The sequence below is a fragment of the Sphingobium sp. SJ10-10 genome, from assembly GCF_036038995.2.
In the GTDB taxonomy this organism is placed as follows: domain Bacteria; phylum Pseudomonadota; class Alphaproteobacteria; order Sphingomonadales; family Sphingomonadaceae; genus Sphingobium.
Map to the genome: position 1 here is coordinate 349922 of NZ_CP158133.1, position 19197 is coordinate 369118.

Sequence of the window (19197 nt, forward strand, 5' to 3'; positions counted from 1 at the left end):
GCCAGGCGCCTCACTGAACGCGGGAGAGGGCGACGTCTTCCATCATTCCATGCTTCTGCCGGGCTTAGAGATGCGCTTGACGTCCGCTTCCGTAACGGGCTGGGGATAGCTGTTGCCGAAATGCGTCCGCACATAGGTGATGACTGCCGCCACCTGCGCTGTCGACAGAATCTCGCTCATCGGCGGCATTGCGCCCTTGCCCTTCATCACGATCGTGATCGGATAGGCGGGATCGGCCAGCTTCTTGTCCTTCGCCAAAGCCGGAATGGCGCCGCCGCCGCTGCCCATGGCATTGGGCATATGGCAGGCGGCGCAAATTTGCTTGTAGACCTTCTCGCCGTCGACGGCCTTGTTCTTCGCCTGCACGCCGCCGGGCGTATCGGCATGGCCCGGCGCCGCCAGAAGGGCCAGAAGCGGCGGAATCAGGATCAAGCTGCGCCGCATGTCATGCCGCCTGCGTGCGCTGGTGGATGCGCGTGATCGCATCGATGCCGGAAAGCAAAGATCCCTCCATCCAGCCACCATAATAGCTGGCATGCTCGCCCGCCAGCACCACGCGCCCGTCGATCGCGACGAGATTCTGATAATGCGCCGCCCGGTTCTCCTCGCTCCAGCGCGAGGTGCAACCCAATATCCAGGGCACGCGGCTCCACGGCACCGACACGCCGTTCATGAACTCCTTGCGATATTGCGGATGGAAAATCTCGCCCTGCGCCAGCGCCGCCTCGATCCGCTCCTGCGGGGTCATGCCGGTCAGCTCGAAGGCGCCTGCATCGCGGGCGAACGCGCCCAGCAGCACCGCCGGTCCGTTGGAGAAAAAGCGGTCATTGGGATAGGAAAGCTGCGCGATCGGCTGGTCGGTGAAGCTGTGACCGCCATAGATATTGTCATCCTCCTCCCAGAAGCGACGCTTGAACTCCAGCCCCATTTTGAGCTGGCCCGCATAGGGCACCGCCTTCATCGCCGCCGCCAGCTTCGGTCCCACCTGCATCTCGACCTGGCTGATGATCGACAGCGGGATGGTGCACACGCACCAGTCGGCGCTGACGCTGTTCATCTTGCCGCTCGGTACATCCTTGTAGCTGACGGTCACGCCCTTGCCGCTCTGGGCAACCTTTGTGACTTTTGCATTATAGGTGATGAGCTTGCCGACTTGGCCAGCGAAGGCCTTGCCGATCATGTCCATGCCGCCCACCGGCTGGAACATCGTCGTCTGCATCACATAGTTGAAATAGAAGCTCATGGCCGTCCAGACCTGCGGGTCGAGCACGTCACCAAGTTTCGCGATCTGCGATGGCGAGGGCGCGCCCTCCACGCCCCCGCCCGGCGGCCGATCGTACCCCCGCTGGGCGGAGACGGCCACGCTGCTGGTATAGGCCATATTGTCGTCCAGCACGCCCCAGTGGCGGAGCGCCTCCAGCAACTTCTCCTTGTCCTCCGCGCTCACGCTGCCATCCAGCGCCTTGGCGTTCGCCGCTTTCGCCAGCAATTCCGATGTGTGGCCCCGGAAGTCGGTTGCCACCGCCTTGTAGCGCTGCGGCTTGCCGCCGAACGCCTCGCTCGAATGGATGAAGCCATTGTGGTTGAGCTGGATGAACGGCTCCAGCGCCACGCCGAACTGCCTGCAATAATGAAGCAGGCAATTGTGGTGATGGGGGATGCGCCAGGGACCGGGATTGATATAGTTGCCCGGCGCGAACTGCACCTTCTGCACGGTGCCATCGCTTTCGGTGAAGGTATCGCCGCCGCGCAGCGTATAGTTGCGGCCGCCCGGACGATCCTGAAACTCCAGCAGTTTGACCTGATAGCCCGCCTTTTCCAGTTCATAGGCTGCAACCATCCCGGCAAGGCCAGCGCCCACCACAACGACCGATGCGCCCGGTTTCGCGCCGGACAGGACCGGCGGCCCGTCGAACTGGGTTTCGGCGGCATGGCCCAGCGCGGTCATCGCCTGATACATGGCCGCCGCGCCGCCCATCTTGCCGATCAGGCTCAGGAGCTGGCGGCGGCTCGGCTGCGTGCTATTCTCCATAAATACCCCCTGTGCACGGCGGCGGAAGGTTCAGTTGCCCTTGGCCGCGATCGCCTCGATCTCGATCAGTTGCTGCGGCCGGGCGAGGCCCGCGATCTGGAAGGCCGACCGCGTCGGCAGATTGGGCTGCTCGGCCGTGCCGAAATATTTCTTGTAGGCCCGCGTCATGCCGTCGCGGTCCATTTTCCCGCCCAATTTGGGGTCGCCGACCAAAAAGACGGTCAGCTTGACGACATCGCCCATGGTAAGGCCCATCTCCGCAAGCTGGGCCTTCATCTTGGTGAAGATCGACAAGGCCTGCGCCTCGGTATCGCCAAAGGCGTTCGGGCTTTCCATATCCTTGGGATCGATCGGCGCTCCCGTAGCCCCGGAAAGGAAATAGAGCGTGCTGCCGGGCGGGACCACAGCGGCGCTGGCGATCATCGCGCCGGGGGTCTGCTTATGTTCGACCGGTGCGGCATGGGCCGTTGACGACAAGGCAGTGGCCGCCGCAATGCCCATAAGAGAAAGCCTGAACGCTGACGGATTTGCCATGCACGCCCCCATTCCCATAGTGCTGATGCTGTATCCGGGAGAACGAGGCGCGGAGGAAAACCCGCCATGTTCATGTCGCCATCCTATTTTCCGCCGAAAACAAGGTCTCCGACATCATAATATTTCCCGTTGGCGATCACCTTCCGCACGTTGAAGGTGTTCGCGATATTCTCGCGCGGATCCCCCGCAAGAAGGGTAATGTCGGCCAGCTTGCCAGCCTCCAATGTTCCCGCATCCAGATTGAGCGACTTGGCCGAATTGACGGTCGCCGTCTGCAACGCCTGAAAGGGTGTCAGCCCCGCATCGACATAGGAGGAAATCTCCGCATGCAGATTGGTCGCGATCATCGTATCCGTGCCCGCCGTGACCAGCGCGCCGGCATCATAGATCTTCTTCAGGCTCTCCAGACTTCCCGCCATCATGGGCCGCAGCATCGCCGCCATGGGATCGCTCTCCGTCACCGTCTTGCGCGCCCAGATCGGATAGAGGTTAAGGCGCGGATCGTCGCGATAAGCCGGATTCTTCTCCAGATAGCCGGCCAGCGCGCCGAAATTGGTCGGCGTCAAGGTCCGGCCGCTGCGGCCGAAAAGCTGAATGACATCTTCATAGGCCATGCCCATCGGTCCCTGCTTGGGCGAATAGCCGCGGCGGCTGGTCGCGCCCAGATGCTCGGTCGCGTCGACGCCGGTATAGGCGGCAGGGAAGATTTCATGGCCGGTGACGGGAACGCCCATCTGATGCGCGGCCTCCACGATGCGCCGCTGGTAGATGTCGGGCATGCGGACATAGCTTTTCAATATGTCATATTTCAGGATGCGGGCGCGCTCCAGTTCCCGCTCCAGATGGGCCGGGCCGGAGACGGCCACGCCCATCTTGTAATAGACGCGCTGCCATTCGAACAGCGGGCCGTTGACATAGAGGCGGGGGGAGGGGCGGACGCCCGCTTCGGCGGCTTCCCGATCCTCAATCGCGTCATAGACCTGATTGCCCGGATCGCGAACGGTCGTGATGCCATAGGCCAGCCATGCCCGTTCCAGATTGGAGCCGAAATCCTTCTGAAGATGGGCGTGATGCTCGATCAGGCCGGGAATGGCGGTAAGGCCGGTGCCGTCGATAAAACGTTCCGCCCGATGCAAGGCCGGATCGTGATCGCGGATCGCCGCGATGCGGTTGCCCTCGATCACGATGTCCTTGTCATGCTGGGTCTCGTCGCGGACAGAGTCCACCAGATTGCTGACATGAATCACCGTCCGCCCGGTCGGATTGGCAAGACGGTAGGTGAGATCGACGGGAATCTCCCGGATCACGCCGGTTTCGGTGTCGATCGTCTTCAGCTTGTCCGACGACTGGTAGAGGATGGTGCGTGAATCGGCGGTCCAGGTGGGAAAATAGGAAATTTCGGATGTATAGCTGCGCGGCGGCCCCATAGGCTTGCCGTCCGCGCCCACCGGCCAGATTTTCAGCAGGCCTTCATAAATGGCCGCCATCTTCGTTCCGTCCGGCGACCAGGCAGGACCGCCGCCGCCCCGCGTGTCCGTTCCCGCATTGGCCTGCGGCAACTGCCAGAAGGGTTCGCCCTTGCCATCGGCGGGAATCACATAGACCTGATTGGTGCCTTCGCGGAAACTGTTCGAATATTTATAGGATAGCGCAATCGCGACATATTTGCCGTCCGCCGACCAGCTTGGGCTGCCCGGCTGGCCCAGCGACTCTGCAAGCCGCGTCACCTTCCCGCTTGCCACGTCGACGACGCAGACGCCAGCGACGCCCCAGCGGCCATCGACATCGAGGAAGGCGATGCGGTTGCCGTCATGCGACCAGGCCGCGCCAAGCGGCTGGGTATCCATGTCGGTAAGCTTGCGGTCCTTGCCCGTCTTGAGATCGCGTATCCACAGTTGCGGCAAGCCGCCGCCCTTGTCGGAGGTATAGACGATGCTCTGCCCGTCGGGTGACCAGGCGGGATCAGCATCCAGCGCGGCGTCCTTGGTCAGATTCTCCGGCACGCCGCCCTTGGAGGAGATGAGGTAGAGATCGCCCAGCGCGACGAAGGCGATGCGGCTGCCGTCGGGCGAGATGGTCGGATGCACGATGCCCAGCGCCTTGCGGGGCGCGGTGGAATCCCAGTCGCGTTTCGCCCGCGCATAGCTGGGCTTCACCGCCTCCAGCGTGGCGGCGAAATCGACGGTGGAGAGGCGTCCGCCGGTACGGTGCCTGATCTTGCCGTCCGACACGTAATAATAGCCGCCCTTCCCCCAGCTTATGCGGAAGGGAAAGACATTCTCGGTTCCGCTGACGATTTTGCCATCTACTTCCAGATGGCTGCCCTTGGTGTCCTGCACCACATAAGCGAGGTCACCGGCGGGACCGAAGGAGGGGGCATCGACCCTCCCCGCCACCTGTTTGAGTAGGCTTTCCTTGCCGTCGGCCAGGGTCGTCGCATAGAGCGCCGTCTTCGCGCCGTCGATCCCGGCATAGGCGATGCGGGCGCCGTCCGGCGACCAGCTCGGCATCCGGTCCTCGCGGGGGTTGCTGCTGAGTTGCTTCACCGCCCCGCTTGCGACGTCCAGCGTCCAGATGTCGTAATTGCCGCTGCGGTCGGAGGAAAAGGCGATGGTCTTGCCATCGGGGGACCAGGCCGGTTCGCGGTCGTCCCATGCGCCCTCGGTCAGCTTGCGCATGTCGGTGCCGTCAGGCTTGATGGTCCAGAGATCATAGCCACCCTCGCGATAGGCGAAATAGGCAAGCCGCGAACCATCGGGCGACCACACCGGCTGGCGCGCATCGTTGAAATAGTCGGTGATGCGCTTCGCCTTCCCGCCCTTGGCCGGGATGATCCAGAGGCTGCCCTGAAGGTCGACCGCCAGCCATTTGCCGTCGGGGGAGACCGATACGGCCATGGAGGTGCCCTCATGCACGTCGAAGGCAACCGGCTTTTCGCCTCCGGGCGGCGGGAGATTGGCCGGCTGGGCATAGGCTTGCACGGCGCAGGCCGACAGCAGGGCGACAGAAAGAAACTTCAGGGGAGACTTCATCAACACACCCTCTTACCAGCCGAAGACATAGCGTTCGCGGCGCACATCCGCCCCGCCGCGCAAAGTGCCGCTGCCCGGCACGACCCCGGCGGCGACGATGCCGGTGGAAACCGCGAACGGCCCCAGCACGTCGAGCTTGTGCCCGCGCGCGGTCAGATCGTCGCGCACCGCCTGGGGCACCCGGTTCTCGATTTCCAGCACACCCGGTTCATCTTTCTTGATCGCGAAGGAGGCGTGGAAATGATTGCTGTTGATGCGCGGCGCCTCGATCGCGGCCTGGAGCGGCTGGTCGAAGGCCAGCACGCGCAGCAGCACGTTCATGATCTGCTGGTCCTGATTGTCGCCGCCTGGCGTGCCGATCGCCAGATAAGGCGCCCCGTCCTTCAGCACCATGGAGGGAGAAAGCGTCGTGCGCGGCCGCTTGCCCGGCACCAGCACATTGGGGCTTTCGGGGTCGAGATCGAAGACGGTCAGCCGGTTGCTCATCGGCACGCCGGTGTCGCCCGCAATATAGGCGCCGCCCAGCAGCCAGCCCGAACTGGGCGTGGCGCTGAACAGATTGCCATCCTTGTCGACCACTTCGATGGCGGTTGTGTCCGCGGTCGGGCGCGGTGGAGCCTTCAGCATGTGGGGGGTGAAGGCAGGCGTCGTGCGGGCTTTGCCCTCGAACGCCCAAGGGTCGCCATAGCGATGCTCCAACGACGCTTTCGGCCCGATCTGCTTCGCTCGCGCGGTCGCATAGGCCTTGGACAGCAGACCCTTCATCGGCACGGTCGCGAAATCGGGATCCCCGAAATAGGCGTTGCGGTCGTCGAAGGCGAGCTTGATCGATTCCGCGACGGTGTGGAGATAAGGCGCCGAACCCGGCTCCATCGATGCGATGCCCGCCGCCTCGGCTATGTTGAGGGCCATCAACATAGCCGGACCCTGACTCCAAAATCCGGCCTTGTAGACTTCATAGCCGAAGACGCTGGTCATGGCGGGGACTTCGACCTTGCCCTTGTAGCCGGCAAGGTCTTCATAGCGCATCAGGCCGCCGTCTCGCTCCATCGCCGCGCCGATCCGCCGGGCGATGTCGCCCTTGTAGAAGGCGTCGCGCCCCGCCTGGATCGCCGCCTTGCGGTTCTTCGTCTTCTTATAGGCGGCCCGGTCCGCTTCCGCGATGGCGCGGATAGTTCTCGCCAAATTGGGCTGGCGGAAGATTTCGCCCACTTTCGGCAATGCCCCACCCGGATAATAGGTATCATAGGCATCCTTCCACTTGGACGTCGCTTTCTTCTGGCTGACGAAGACTTCGGCCAGAAAATTATACATGACGAAACCGTCGGCCAGCTCGATGGCGGGTTGCAGCACCTGATCCAGCGTCATCGTGCCATTGAGCTGCAACGCCAGCGCCATGGCGTCGACCATGGCGGGCACCGTGCCGCCATTGGGGCCATTGCCGGGAATGACGCCCGCCTTGGCGAACTTGTCCGGCGTGGCGAGCGCGGGCGCGACGCCCTGGCCGTTCACCAGCGAGACTTTCTTCGCCTTCGCGTCATAGATGATGGTCGGCGCTTCGCCGCCAAAGCCGAAATGCGAAATTTCCGTCACGGCCGCCGCGAACACCGCCGCAACGCCCGCGTCCGTCGCATTGCCGCCCGCCATCAATATGCGCGTCCCCGCCGCCACTGCATAATGACGTCCGGCGGCGACGATGCCGAAATTGCCGACGATCTCCGGCCGCAGCGTCTCTCCCGCGCTTACCAGCCGGGTGGGTTCCAGCGGCGCCTTGGCGGAGGAAGCCTCCTGCGCCAAGGCCGATGTCCCAGTCTGGGCCAGAACGGCGCCGCCAACGGCCAATGCCGCCAAGTCACGACGGCTCAATCCCTGCTTTGCGCTCTCGCTCATGAATGAAGATCCCCCGTAATCGGCATAGTCAGAGCTATCCGAGGGAAAGGACGCATCTGCCTTGCCGGTCTTCCTCCCTGTAACGAGATCGATCCCTATTTCCACTATGCTTCAGAAAATTTCATAGGATTTGAAAAATATTCATCCCGGCATGGTGGAAATTATGATCTCATCAGTTCTACTATCTTGAACGGGCGTGGATGTGGGCGCTTCGCCCGTCAATGCATGCTGACGGCGTGAGGTCGGAGGCGAAATGGCCCACACGGGGGATGGTGCCGGAACTCCAGTTATCGGGGGATCCGCGAATGCACAGTCTGGGCAAATTCCCGTTTTCAAAAAACAATAGCCTGTCGTGCACGGGATTCATCGGCGCGCAACCGCCCGATAGCTGAAACCGCGCAAAGCCCTTTCGCCGGAGGGATCGGTGGATGGGCTTCATCACAGGGGAACAGCAAGATGAGGGTGAGAAGAAACAGCATTTCGACGCTGGCGGGAGCCAGCCTTTGGGCATTGACGGCAGGTGCCCTTCACGCACAGACGGCAACCGACAGCGCTCCGCAGGCCGAAGCGGACAGGGGCGCCGAAATCGTCGTCATCGGCTCCCAGATCAGGGGCGCGAACACGACCGGCGCCTTGCCTGTCAGCGTCGTGGGCGAACAGCAGATAGAAGCGGTGGCCGCGGTTTCCGGCGCCGATCTCTTCCGTTCCATCCCGCAATTGGGCGGCGTGACTTTCAACGAACAGGTGCTGGGCGGCGGCAACGCCAATGCCGCGCGCGGCGACGTTTCCACGGTATCGCTGCGCGGTCTGGGCCAGGGCAACACGCTGCTGCTGATCAACGGCCGCCGCACCGTGCTCCACCCGACGTCGCAGGCCATTACCGGCGTGGTCGATTCCGGCGTTCCGACTTTCGGTTATAATGCCAACACCATTCCGGTCGGCAATATCGCGCGCGTGGAAGTCCTGCGTGATGGCGCGGCCGCCCTCTATGGTTCTGACGCAGTTGCAGGCGTCGTCAACAACGTCCTCAATTCCGATTTCAACGGCGCCAAGTTCGATGCTCAATATGGCGGGGCGGAAGGCACCAATCTTCGTGAATTCACCGTCAACGGCTTGATCGGCAAGGACTTTAGCGAAGGGCGCGGCAACATAACGCTGTTCGCCGGCTATGCGCAAAAGTCCAAGCTTTATCTCAGCGACCAGGACTATACCGCCAATGTCGACCGCCGCGGCTATGTCGCGGGCACGCCCTTCGCCAATGTCGCGGCATTCAACGGCACCAGCACCAGCACGCCATGGGGCACCTTCCGCGCGCTCAGCCCAGCCGCAAACGGCACCTTCCTGAACCGCACCATCACCAGCAACGGCGTCGCTTTCACCAACAGTTCCAGCCAGTTCCACATTCAACCCAACGCCAACAGCGGATGCCGGATCGCATCGGGCACCGCGGGAACCTGTTATGACGACGGCAACGGCGCCACGGAAATGGCGACCGTCGACAGCAATCTGCGCTTCAATGCGCCGGCGACGTTCGACGACCTTACCACCCAGCCTTCGGTCAAACGCATCAACCTGTTCGCCAATGGGCATTTCGACCTGACTGACGAGCTGACGCTTTATGGCGAAGCAGGCTTCTATCGCGGCAAGACGGAAGCGATCATCGGCGGCCCCGGCTCGCTCGCGAACATTCCGATCACCGTCGCGGCCAACGCCTATTGGAACCCGCTCGGTCCAGTCGGCTCGCCCAACCGCCTGCCCGGCCTGAACATAGCCGTCGTTCCGGCCACCGGCCTGCCGATCCAGATCACCTCGCTCAACTATGTCGACTTCGGATCGCGCAAGGTCGACGTGACCAATTATCAATATCGCTTCCTGGGCGGCCTGAAAGGCAATATCGGGGACTGGGACTGGGACACCGCCGGCCTCTATACCTGGGCCACCGCCGCGGATACGCAGGAAAATTTCTCCAATAGTTTGCTGCAAGCCGCGATCAACCGCACCACGCCCGATGCCTATAATCCCTTCAACGGCGGCTGCGTGGATACGCCGTCCGTCGGTGACTGCACCCCGAACAATGCGGCGACCATCGACAGTTTCCGCATCAAGGCGACGCGCAAGACGCGCACGTCGCTGGCGCTGTGGGATTTCAAGATTTCCAACGCCAATCTGCTGGGCCTGTGGGCGGACAACAGCATCGGCATCGCGGCGGGCGTCGAATATCGCCGCGAAACCTATCATGACAACCGCTCGACCTATCAGGGCGGCATTCGCGGGGTGGACACCACCTATACCGACGCCGTCACGGGCATTTTCTATGGCTCCGATCTGGGCGGCGCCAGCCCCAGCCCCGACGTGCGCGGCAAGCGCAATGTGAAGTCCGCCTATGCCGAACTCGCCATTCCGATCTTCAGCCCGGACATGGAAATTCCCTTCTTCCGCAGTCTCGATTTCCAGATCGCCGGGCGCTACGAAGATTATAGCGACGTCGGGTCGGTCGCGAAGCCGAAGATCGCGGGAAGCTGGGAACTGCTCCAGGGTCTGCGCCTGCGCGGTTCCTGGTCGCAGGGCTTCCGCGCGCCCAATCTGGAGGTCATCAACACCTCCACGCTGGACCGCGTGAACACCGGCGTCGACTATGTGCTGTGCGAAGCGGACTTGCGGGCGGGCCGTATCGCCAACTTCTCCCAGTGCAACCGCAGCATCTCGGTCCTGCGGCGCAGCGGCGGCAATCCCAACCTGAAGCCGGAGGAATCACAGAGCTGGAGCTTCGGCGCGGTCTTCTCCCCGCAACTGGGCGACGGCTGGGGCAAGGTGACGTTCACCGTCGACCGCTGGAAGATCAAGCAGAAGAATGTCGTCGGTCTGCTGGACTATCAAAACGGCCTCAACCTCGACTATCTGCGGCGCGTGCAGGGCAGCAGCAATCCCAATGTCGTGCGCCGCGATCCGACCGCGGACGATGTCGCGCTGGTCGCGGGCACCGGCCTCGCCCCGGTCGGCGAGTTGCTCTATGTCGTCGCCAATTTCGAAAATCTGTTGCCGGTGACGGTGCAGGGCATCGACTTCAACCTCGACTATCTGCTGCCGACCGCGTCGATCGGCACCTTCTCGCTCAACGTCAACGCATCACGCCTGATCAGCTATTATGTCGATGCGCCCGCCGGTGTGACGGCGGTGATCGACGGCCGCTCGGCGGGCCTGGTGAATGCTGGCGTGCCGATCCAGGGCGGCGGCGATGTGGTCGGGCGCGACGGGCAGCCGCGCTGGCGCATCGCAGCCACGCTGGACTGGACCATGGGGCCGGTGAAGATCGGCGCCTATACCCAGTTCATCGACAGCGTGTATGAAAATGCGGTGCGCAACGCCGCGACCAATCCGTGGATCGTGAAGGGCCAGACCACCGTCAATCTCTACGCCCAATATACGTTCAAAAATGGAGGGCCGCTCAACAACACCAGTTTCCAGATTGGTGCGCGCAATATTTTCGACAAGGATCCGCCGCTGGCGTCCGGCGGTTATCTGTCGAACCTCTATCAGCCGCAGGCGCGTTATTGGTACACCAGCATCAAGAAGTCCTTCTGATGCGACAGGATGCGGCGCCCCATTTCAGGCGCCGCATCCTTTTTTTCCGTTCCGCCAAGATCGAAGGTTCGTCCATGCCCGCTCCCGATCAGCCCCAGCGCCCGGAAGCGCTCGACCGTCGTGAATTGCTTGCCGCCAGCCTTGCGGGCCTGGCGCTCACCGGCCTTCCTTCCACAGCCCGCGCCCAATCCGGCGCCCGTGCACCCGATGCGCCGCGCTCAGGCGGCGCAAGCGTCGTGGCGCACCGCGTTGAGGTTCCGATGCCACATGGCGGCGTCACCGCTGGCCATCCGCTCGCGGCCATGGCGGGCACGCGCATGTTGATGCAGGGCGGGAGCGCCGCCGACGCGGTGGTCGCCGCCATGGCGGTGATGAACGTGGTCGAACCCTGGGCATCGAGCGCGGGCGGAAACGGCTTCGCCACCTGCCTCGACCGCCGGGCAGGGAAGGTCCATTCGCTCGCCTTCACCGGCGGCGCGCCGCGCCTGCTCGATCCGCAGGTCGATCCCAAGGTGCTGGACCATGGTCCCAAAGCGCTGACCGTGCCGGGCGCCTTTGGCGGCTGGATCGCGCTGGCCCGGCGCTTGGGCAGGCTGCCGCTCGCCACATTGCTCGGACCGGCGATCGGCTATGCCCGCGACGGCCATCCGCTCGATCCGTCCATCGCCCTGTTCATCGCCCGAGCGCAAAAGACGCTCGCGCTTTATCCCACCAGCGCCGCCCTGTTCCTGCCGGGCGGACAGCCGCCCGCGCCCCGCTCCATCTTCCGCAATCCCGGCCTCGCCCGCACCCTTCAGGCACTGGCCGATGCCGAGAGCATGGCGCTGAAAGGCGGCGCTGACCGCGACCGCGCCCTGCAAGCCGCCTATGACCATTTCTACACCGGCCCGATCGCACAGGAATTTGCCCGCTTTTCCACCGAGGTCGGCGGCTGGCTGCGCCTCGACGACCTTAAAGCCTATCGGCCGCGCTGGAGCGATCCGGTCAGCACCAACTATCGCGGCCTCGACGTCTATAGCAGCCCGCTGACCTCGCGCACCGGCCTTGAACTGTGCGAGCAGCTCAATCTGGTCGAGGGCTTCGACCTGGCCGCCCTGCCCGCCGACGGGCCGCAATTCACCCATTTGCTGATCGAGGCGATCAAGGTCGCCAAGGCCGATGTCTATCGCTATGCGGCGGCCCCCCGTTTCGCGCAAACGCCGGTCGAGGGGCTGCTTTCCAAACGCTTCGCGGCGGAGCGGCGCAGGCTGATCGATCCGGCCAGGGCAGGACTTTATCCGGAGGGCGGCAATGCGGCGGCTTTCGATCATGCCGCGCTGGAACAGGCCCGGCTGCGTTTCGCGGCGCGGGGCGACGACCGCACGCGCGGCGGCGACACCACCAGCCTGTCCGCCGTCGACGCTGACGGCAACGCCATTGCCGTCACGACCACGGTCGGCGGCGGCTTCGGCACTTTCCTGGTGATGGGCGATACCGGCCTCCTCTTCAACAACGGCCTGCGACTGGGATCGACCGCACCCTATGACGGCCATCCCAACAAGGTCGCTCCCGGCAAAGTCGCGCTGCTAGGCAACGGCCCCACCATTGTCCTCGACAAGGGCCGCCTGCGCATGGTGTTCGGCTCGCCCGGCGGGGAGACGATCGGCCAGACGCAGTTCCAGTTCCTGGTCAATGTGGTGGATCGCGGCATGCCGATCCAGGCGGCGATCGAAGCGCCGCGCTTTGCGCTGGATGCCGATCCGAATTTCTACAAGCCCGGTGCGGCCATCACGGTGCAGGCGGAGGGGCGCTTTGCCGATCCGGTGCTGCAAGGCCTGACCGCCATGGGCCACCGGATCGAGAAAGTCCGCCCCTATTCCATAGGCAGCGTGCAGGGCGTATTGGTCGACCCGTCGGGCGCACGCATGGGCGGGGCCGACCCCCGCCGCATGGGCTATGCTATGGGCTATTGAAGCATCTCAATCCTTCTGATCGGCATAGGCCTTGACCAGTCCATAGAGGAATTTTCGCCCCTCCATCACTGATCGCACGCGGATGCGTTCGTTCAGGCCATGGACGCCATTGCCGTCGGGATCGCGGAACAGCCCACTCACCCCATAGGTCGGGATGCCCGCGGCGTTCATCGTCACCGCGTCGGTCGCGCCCGTCGCCATATGCGGCACCACCGGCACGCCGGGCCAGACCTGTGCTGACATCTTGATCGCCGGCCCCAGCACCTTGTCCGTCACCGGCGCGGGATTGGCCGGACGATAGCCTCGCGACGCCGTCACCTTGACCTCCGGATCGTCGACGACCTTGGTGAGCGTCGCCAATATCTCATCCGTGGTGACGCCCGGAATGACGCGGCAATTGACCGTCGCCGTGGCCCGCTGCGGCAACGCATTGGCGGCGTGCCCGGCCGACAGCAAGGTCGCCACGCAAGTGGTGCGAAGCATCGAATGATAGCTGGGCGATGTGTTGAGCAGATTGCTGGCCGCCTTGTCCTGCGGATTGGCGACGATCGCGGTCATGGCCGCGCCTTCCGCGCCGCCGACCACCTTGGCCATTTTGGTGAAATAGCCGCGATTGGCATCGATGAACTGCACCGGGAAATCATAGCGGCTCAGCCGGTCCAGCGCCCGCGCCAGGCTGTAGATCGCATTGTCCGGGCGCGGCAGCGAGGAATGGCCGCCGGGATTGGTCGCCTCCAGCGTGAATTGCATCACCACCTTCTGCGCTGCCTGGAATGTCTGGTCGACCCGGTTGCCCTTCTCGTCCAGCTCGCCATAGCCGCCTTCATTAAGCGCAATGCCCGCGTCGACCAGATCCTTCTGATTGTCCACCAGCCATTTGGCGCCGTTCAGGTAAAGCCCCTCCTCCCCGCAGGTCAACGCCATCTTGACGGTGCGCAGGGGGCGGTATTTTTCCGCCTGAAACCGCAGCAGGCTGTCGATCCAGATCGCGTCCTGCGCCTTCATGTCAGCGACGCCCCGGCCGTAATAATAGCCGTCCTCCTCAATGAAGGCATAGGGATCGCGGGTCCAGTCGGCGCGGCGGGCATTGACCACGTCGATATGCCCCAGCATCAGCACGGCCTTCAGCTTCGGGTCGCGCCCAGGATAGACGGCGACCAGCGCGCCCGCCTTGGGATGCCCCTCCGGCACGAAGAGATGCAGATTCTGCTCCGGGAATCCGGCGGCCTTCATCCGCGCGGCGACCTTTTCCGTGACGGCGGTGCAGTTGCCGCTGTCGAAACTGCTGTCGGTCTCCACCATCTCCTTCAGCAAGGCGCGGAAGGACGCATCGTCCGGCGGCGCGGCATGGGACGCGGAAGCAGCCAGATTGGAGGTCATGGCCACCATCATCGCGGCAGCGCGCAACAGCACGGATCGGCTCATCTGAATTCCCCTGTCATCAAACCCAAATGGTCAAACGCAGAACGACCGCCTTTCCACGCCCGGCATGCGTTTCTTCGCGCAAAATAAGTGCCGTTCGGCCTTCTTCTGACACATCTTCGCCACACCGCCGATTTTTCGGCACGCCTATCCCGCCGAATTTCCAAATATGCATTGACATGCACTTTTTAGCGCTCTAGCGAAACATGCATCACAGTATATATTTGAATAATAATCACCATCAGGGATAGGAGATATGATGAGGCTGCCCGTCGCTTCCGCCATGTGCATCAGCGTAAGTTTGCTGGCGTTGACCGCACCGGCCATGGCCCAGGATGTTCCCCAGACGGGCGGCGCGGAGGCTCAGGGCGAAGGCCCGGCCAGCACCGGTGACATCATCGTCACCGGATCGCGCATCGTCCGGGACGGCTATACCGCGCCCACCCCCGTCACGGTCGCCACGACGGAGGATCTGGTCAAGGCGACGCCGACCAACATCCCTGACGCGCTCAACAAGCTGCCGCAGTTCCAGAACAGCTCCAGTCCCTCGCGCAGTTCGCATAATTTCGCCAACAGCGCGAGCCATGGCAATGTGCTTAACCTGCGCGGCGTGGGCGGCAACCGCACGTTGATCCTGTTCGACGGCATGCGCGTGCCGCCGACCACCTATCAGGGCACGGTCGACACCAATGTCATCCCCAACGCCCTGCTCCAGCGCGTCGACATCGTGACCGCGGGCGCGTCTGCCGCCTACGGGTCGGATGCGGTCGCGGGCGTGGTCAATTTCGTCCTCAACCGCAAATTCACCGGCCTCACCGGCAGCGTCCAGGGCGGCGTGTCGCAGCGTGGCGACAACGGCAATCAGCGGATCAGCCTGGCCGGTGGCATGGACCTGTTCGGCGGGCGCGGACACCTGTTGCTGTCGGGCGAATATTATAACAACAAGGGCATGTTGCGGTCCGACCGCAAAGGCGGCAATTCCAATTATGTCTATGTCGGCAGCGTGCCCGGCAGCACGGCGGCCCCTGGCTCAAACGCCAATCCTCGCGTTCTGCAGGACAATATCCACCTGATCTTTGCCAGCGACAATGGCAAGATATTGGATGGCCCCTTCGCCAATTATCAGATCAACGGCGACGGCACGATCCGGCCCTTCAATAATGGCACGGCGACAGGCACGGCCGCGTTCAATATTGGCGGCGACGGTTTCGTTATCCCGTCGGACGTTCATGCCGTCGCGCCGCTGCGCACTTATCAGACCTTCGGCCGTTTCAGCTATGATGTGACCGACGACATTAATTTCTTCGTGCAGGGCAATTTCACCCGCAGCGAACTCAGCTATATCAGCCAGTCCAACGCCTGGGTCGGCACGCAAAATGCTCCGGTGTTCGAGGGCAATCCCTTCATCCCGGCACAGGTCGCTGCCGCACTAACGCCCGGCCAGCAGTTCAACATCGGCAAATATTCGGGCGACAGCTCGAAGAAGCCGTTCACCAACGAACGCACCGATTTCTGGATGGCGACGGCTGGTCTTGAAGGCAATCTGGGCGACAGTTGGAAATGGTCGGTCAACTATACCCATGGCGATTCCAAGCACAGCGTCGACCAGCATGGCCTGTACGACTATCAAAAGGCCTATGCCGCGCTGGACGCGGTGCGCGACACAAACGGCAATATCGTCTGCCGCCCGACTCTGAGCGCCGATCCCGTCGTCCGGGCGCGCTTCGCCGGATGCCAGCCGCTCAACATCTTTCTGACCGGCGACGCCTATACCAACCAGCCGGGCTATGATTATGCGACCGGCACCATGTCCTATGATGCGCGGATCAAGCATGACGCCGCCGCATTGCAATTCCAGGGCTCGCCCTTCAGCCTGCCGGGCGGGCCGGTCGACATCGTGGTCGGCGGCGAATGGCGCAAGCAGTCGCTGGACCTCACCAGCAACAGCGATCCCTCGCTGCTCGACACCGCCGCCGAACGCAGCGAATATTTCGCGGGCCTGCGCGGCGTGTCGTCGACCTCGCTCTTCTACTGGCTGACCAATGTGGGCCAGGCGCAGGGCAGCGTGACGGTCAAGGAAGCCTTTGGCGAAATCAACCTGCCGATCGTCAAGGACATGCCGTTCCTCCATTCGCTGGAACTGAACGGCGCTGGCCGCATCACCGACTACAGCACGTCGGGACAGGTCGAAACATGGAAGCTCGGCCTCACCTGGAAGCCGGTGCAGGACATATTGCTGCGCGGCACCATCTCCCGCGACATTCGCGCGCCTACCTTGTTCGATCTGTTCGCGGGCGACCAGAGCGGCATCGGCCTGCTGACCGATCCGGTATCGGGCCAGACCGGCAACGTTTCCACCGTGTCGGGCGGCAACCGCCTGCTCGAACCGGAAAAGGCGAAGACCAAGACCTTCGGCTTCGTGCTGACGCCCAGCTTCCTGCCCGGCTTCAGCCTGTCGGCGGACTATTTCGACCTGGAGATCGAAGGGGCGATCGGCACGCTCAACACCGGGCAGATCGTGCAAAATTGCGTCGCCAATGCGGCGGCGCCCGAATGCGCGCTCATCACCCGGCCGACGCCGACAGCCTTCCCCAGCCTGATCCGCGTCGCGGCGGCCAATATCGCCAAGCTGGAAACGGCGGGCGTCGACATCGACGCCAGCTATACCACGCGGCTGGGCAACGGCAATTTCAGCGCCCGCGCCTATGTGAGCTGGCTCGACAAATATGTGACGCAGCAGAGCGCAGCGGTGGCCGCCTATGACTCGGCGGGTTACGGCATCAACAATGGCCCGATCGCCCGGCCGAAATGGCGCGGCACGCTGAACCTCAATTATGTGAGCGACGGCGGCCTCACCATCTTCGTGTCGGAGCAATATACCGGCCCGGTGAAGGTCGGTTCGCGCGAACCGAACAATAATTATTCCGGGGCGAAGGCGCCTTCGGTCTGGTACACCGACCTGACCATCAGCCAGAAGATCGAAGGTTGGGGCGGCAGTCTGGAGCCGTTCATCACGATCAACAATCTGTTCGATCGCGATCCGCCGCTGATCGCCGCCGATATTCCGGGCGTGAACCTGCCGACGATCATTTCCACCTATGACACGGTGGGACGGGCGTTCACCGCCGGGGTGCGGTTCAAATTCTGATACAAGGTCGGGGCGGCGAACCAACAGGTCGCCGCCCTCATTGCTTGAGGAGAGGCAGGGGTGAAGGCTCGGATGAAGGCAGCGCAATTTCTGGCGGGCATGGCCGGCCTTTCGCTGGTCGGCGGCGGCCTGATCGCGGCCCCGGCCGCACAGGGTCCGGTGGTGACGACCGCATCCGGCCCGGTGCGCGGGGTGGCGCAAGGCACAGGCAGCGTCTTCAAGGGCATCCCCTTCGCCCAGACGACCGGCGGCAATCACCGCTGGACCCCGCCACGGCCGGTCGCGCCCTGGACCGCGCCCTTCGACGCCTCGCAATTCGGACCGATCTGTCCGCAGCCCGAAACGCCCAATGAACGCGGCGCCCGGCAAAGCGAGGATTGCCTGTCGATCAACGTCGCCACCCCTTCGCTCAAGGGCAGGATGCCCGTGCTGGTGCTGATCCATGGCGGCGCTTTCTTCGTCGGCTCAGGCGCGGAACTGTTCGACGACGCGGCCAAGGCCTATAACAAGCGCGGCATATTGGTGGTGTCGCTCAATTACCGGCTGGGACGGCTCGGCTTCTTTTCCCATCCCGGCCTGCGCGCCGAACAGCCGGGCGTGCCGACCGGCAATTACTGGCTTATGGATCAGGTCGCCGGGCTGAACTGGGTCCGCGACAACATAGCGCGCTTCGGCGGCGATCCCGGCAAGGTGACGATCATGGGATGCTCGGCGGGCGGCTCCAGCATCAATGCGCTGGTCGCTTCGCCCAAGTCGCGGGGCCTTTTCGCCCGCGCCAGCGCGCACAGCGGCGGTGGCATCAACAACGCGACCCGTCCGCAGGCACAGGCGGAACAGGAAGGCATCGCCTTCGCCAGCCGTGCAGGCGTGACCGGCGAGGGCAAGGATGCCATCGCCGCGCTGCGCAAGCTCGATCCGGCGGCGGTCATGGCCGCCGATCCCGGCCCGCCCAATTTCGGCGCTGTGGTCGACGGCGCGATGATCACGGAGGAGACCGCCATCGCCTTCGCGAAAGGCCATATCGCCCGCGTCCCCTATATCGCCGGATCGACCAGCAATGAGGCGAGCATTTTCGGGCTGATGGGCTTTGACGAAAAGGTGCTGAAGGATCGCTTCGGCATCGACCTGCTGGCCGTGCGGAAAGTCTATGATCCGCAGGGCAAGCTGCCCCCGGCGGAGCTACTGCGGCAGGTGCAGACCGATTTCATCTTCACCTCGGCGGCGACCGCTACGGCGGGCCTCGCCGCGCGCCGGCAACCAAGCTGGTCCTATCATTTCGCCTATGTCCCTCCGGCCGAACGCGGTCAGGTGGCGGGCGCGCCGCATTGCGCCGATTTCGGCTATACGCTGGGCGCGGCCAAAGCGTCGCAGGGCGCTGAAAATGCGCGGCTCGCGGCGATGATGCAGGACTATTGGGCCAATTTCATCAAGAGCGGCAATCCCAATGGCCCCGGCCTGCCACGCTGGAGCGAATATAAGGGGGCCCATCGCGGGCCGCTGCTGATCGACGGCAAGACCGCCGTCGCGCCGGATTTCCGGGCCGGGCAGATCGCCTATTGGTGGAAGCTCTGGGCCGACCGCACCGGCGAGAAAATGCCCTGACCG

Annotated in this window: 10 protein-coding genes; 4 read left to right on the forward strand and 6 right to left on the reverse strand. The window is 63.7% G+C overall.

Annotated features, from left to right (window positions below; all coding sequences use genetic code 11):
- Window positions 1-42: 42 nt before the first annotated feature.
- The 5 genes from VVT58_RS17265 to VVT58_RS17285 form a co-directional block, all read right to left on the reverse strand.
- Complete coding sequence (locus tag VVT58_RS17265) at window positions 43-444, reverse strand: cytochrome c (protein WP_327754876.1); 402 nt, start codon at window positions 442-444, stop codon at window positions 43-45.
- A gap of 1 nt (window position 445) precedes the next feature.
- The gene (locus tag VVT58_RS17270; RefSeq protein WP_327754875.1) at window positions 446-2032 is read right to left on the reverse strand and encodes a flavin monoamine oxidase family protein; all 1587 of its coding nucleotides are present in this window, start codon (window positions 2030-2032) and stop codon (window positions 446-448) included.
- Window positions 2033-2062: 30 nt separating this feature from the next.
- Window positions 2063-2566 carry a RidA family protein gene (locus VVT58_RS17275; protein WP_327754874.1) on the reverse strand — a complete coding sequence of 168 codons (504 nt, stop codon included), beginning with the start codon at window positions 2564-2566 and terminating at the stop codon, window positions 2063-2065.
- A gap of 83 nt (window positions 2567-2649) precedes the next feature.
- The gene (locus tag VVT58_RS17280) at window positions 2650-5598 is read right to left on the reverse strand and encodes an amidohydrolase family protein (protein WP_327754873.1); all 2949 of its coding nucleotides are present in this window, start codon (window positions 5596-5598) and stop codon (window positions 2650-2652) included.
- Between the two features lie 12 nt (window positions 5599-5610).
- A complete protein-coding gene (locus tag VVT58_RS17285) occupies window positions 5611-7488 on the reverse strand; it encodes a gamma-glutamyltransferase (RefSeq protein WP_327754871.1) in 1878 nt (625 codons plus the stop codon).
- Window positions 7489-7944: 456 nt separating this feature from the next.
- On the opposite strand from VVT58_RS17285, the gene VVT58_RS17290 reads away from it, so the two are divergent.
- Together VVT58_RS17290 and VVT58_RS17295 are read left to right on the forward strand one after the other, a co-directional pair.
- Window positions 7945-11070, forward strand: coding sequence for a TonB-dependent receptor domain-containing protein (locus VVT58_RS17290; protein ID WP_327754870.1), 3126 nt, complete (start codon window positions 7945-7947; stop codon window positions 11068-11070).
- 74 nt (window positions 11071-11144) lie between these two features.
- Window positions 11145-13022, forward strand: coding sequence for a gamma-glutamyltransferase (locus tag VVT58_RS17295; RefSeq protein WP_327754931.1), 1878 nt, complete (start codon window positions 11145-11147; stop codon window positions 13020-13022).
- A gap of 6 nt (window positions 13023-13028) precedes the next feature.
- Here the strand turns inward: VVT58_RS17295 and VVT58_RS17300 are convergent, their stop codons facing one another.
- Window positions 13029-14447 (reverse strand): M20/M25/M40 family metallo-hydrolase, encoded by a 1419-nt coding sequence (locus tag VVT58_RS17300; protein WP_327754869.1) that lies wholly within the window; start codon window positions 14445-14447, stop codon window positions 13029-13031.
- Between the two features lie 253 nt (window positions 14448-14700).
- Between VVT58_RS17300 and VVT58_RS17305 the strand changes: the two genes are divergently transcribed.
- Window positions 14701-17592 carry a TonB-dependent receptor domain-containing protein gene (locus VVT58_RS17305; RefSeq protein WP_327754868.1) on the forward strand — a complete coding sequence of 964 codons (2892 nt, stop codon included), beginning with the start codon at window positions 14701-14703 and terminating at the stop codon, window positions 17590-17592.
- Window positions 17593-17652: 60 nt separating this feature from the next.
- Complete coding sequence (locus tag VVT58_RS17310; protein ID WP_327754867.1) at window positions 17653-19194, forward strand: carboxylesterase family protein; 1542 nt, start codon at window positions 17653-17655, stop codon at window positions 19192-19194.
- Window positions 19195-19197: the final 3 nt, after the last annotated feature.

What these genes read in the sequence shown, in the direction of transcription:
- VVT58_RS17305 (WP_327754868.1), top strand. Translation starts at nt 14,701, where the DNA reads ATGATGAGGCTGCCCGTCGCTTCCGCCATGTGCATCAGCGTAAGTTTG.
- VVT58_RS17265 (WP_327754876.1), bottom strand. Translation starts at nt 444, where the DNA reads ATGCGGCGCAGCTTGATCCTGATTCCGCCGCTTCTGGCCCTTCTGGCG.
- VVT58_RS17295 (WP_327754931.1), top strand. Translation starts at nt 11,145, where the DNA reads ATGCCCGCTCCCGATCAGCCCCAGCGCCCGGAAGCGCTCGACCGTCGT.
- VVT58_RS17300 (WP_327754869.1), bottom strand. Translation starts at nt 14,447, where the DNA reads ATGAGCCGATCCGTGCTGTTGCGCGCTGCCGCGATGATGGTGGCCATG.
- VVT58_RS17275 (WP_327754874.1), bottom strand. Translation starts at nt 2,566, where the DNA reads ATGGCAAATCCGTCAGCGTTCAGGCTTTCTCTTATGGGCATTGCGGCG.
- VVT58_RS17280 (WP_327754873.1), bottom strand. Translation starts at nt 5,598, where the DNA reads ATGAAGTCTCCCCTGAAGTTTCTTTCTGTCGCCCTGCTGTCGGCCTGC.
- VVT58_RS17290 (WP_327754870.1), top strand. Translation starts at nt 7,945, where the DNA reads ATGAGGGTGAGAAGAAACAGCATTTCGACGCTGGCGGGAGCCAGCCTT.
- VVT58_RS17285 (WP_327754871.1), bottom strand. Translation starts at nt 7,488, where the DNA reads ATGAGCGAGAGCGCAAAGCAGGGATTGAGCCGTCGTGACTTGGCGGCA.
- VVT58_RS17270 (WP_327754875.1), bottom strand. Translation starts at nt 2,032, where the DNA reads ATGGAGAATAGCACGCAGCCGAGCCGCCGCCAGCTCCTGAGCCTGATC.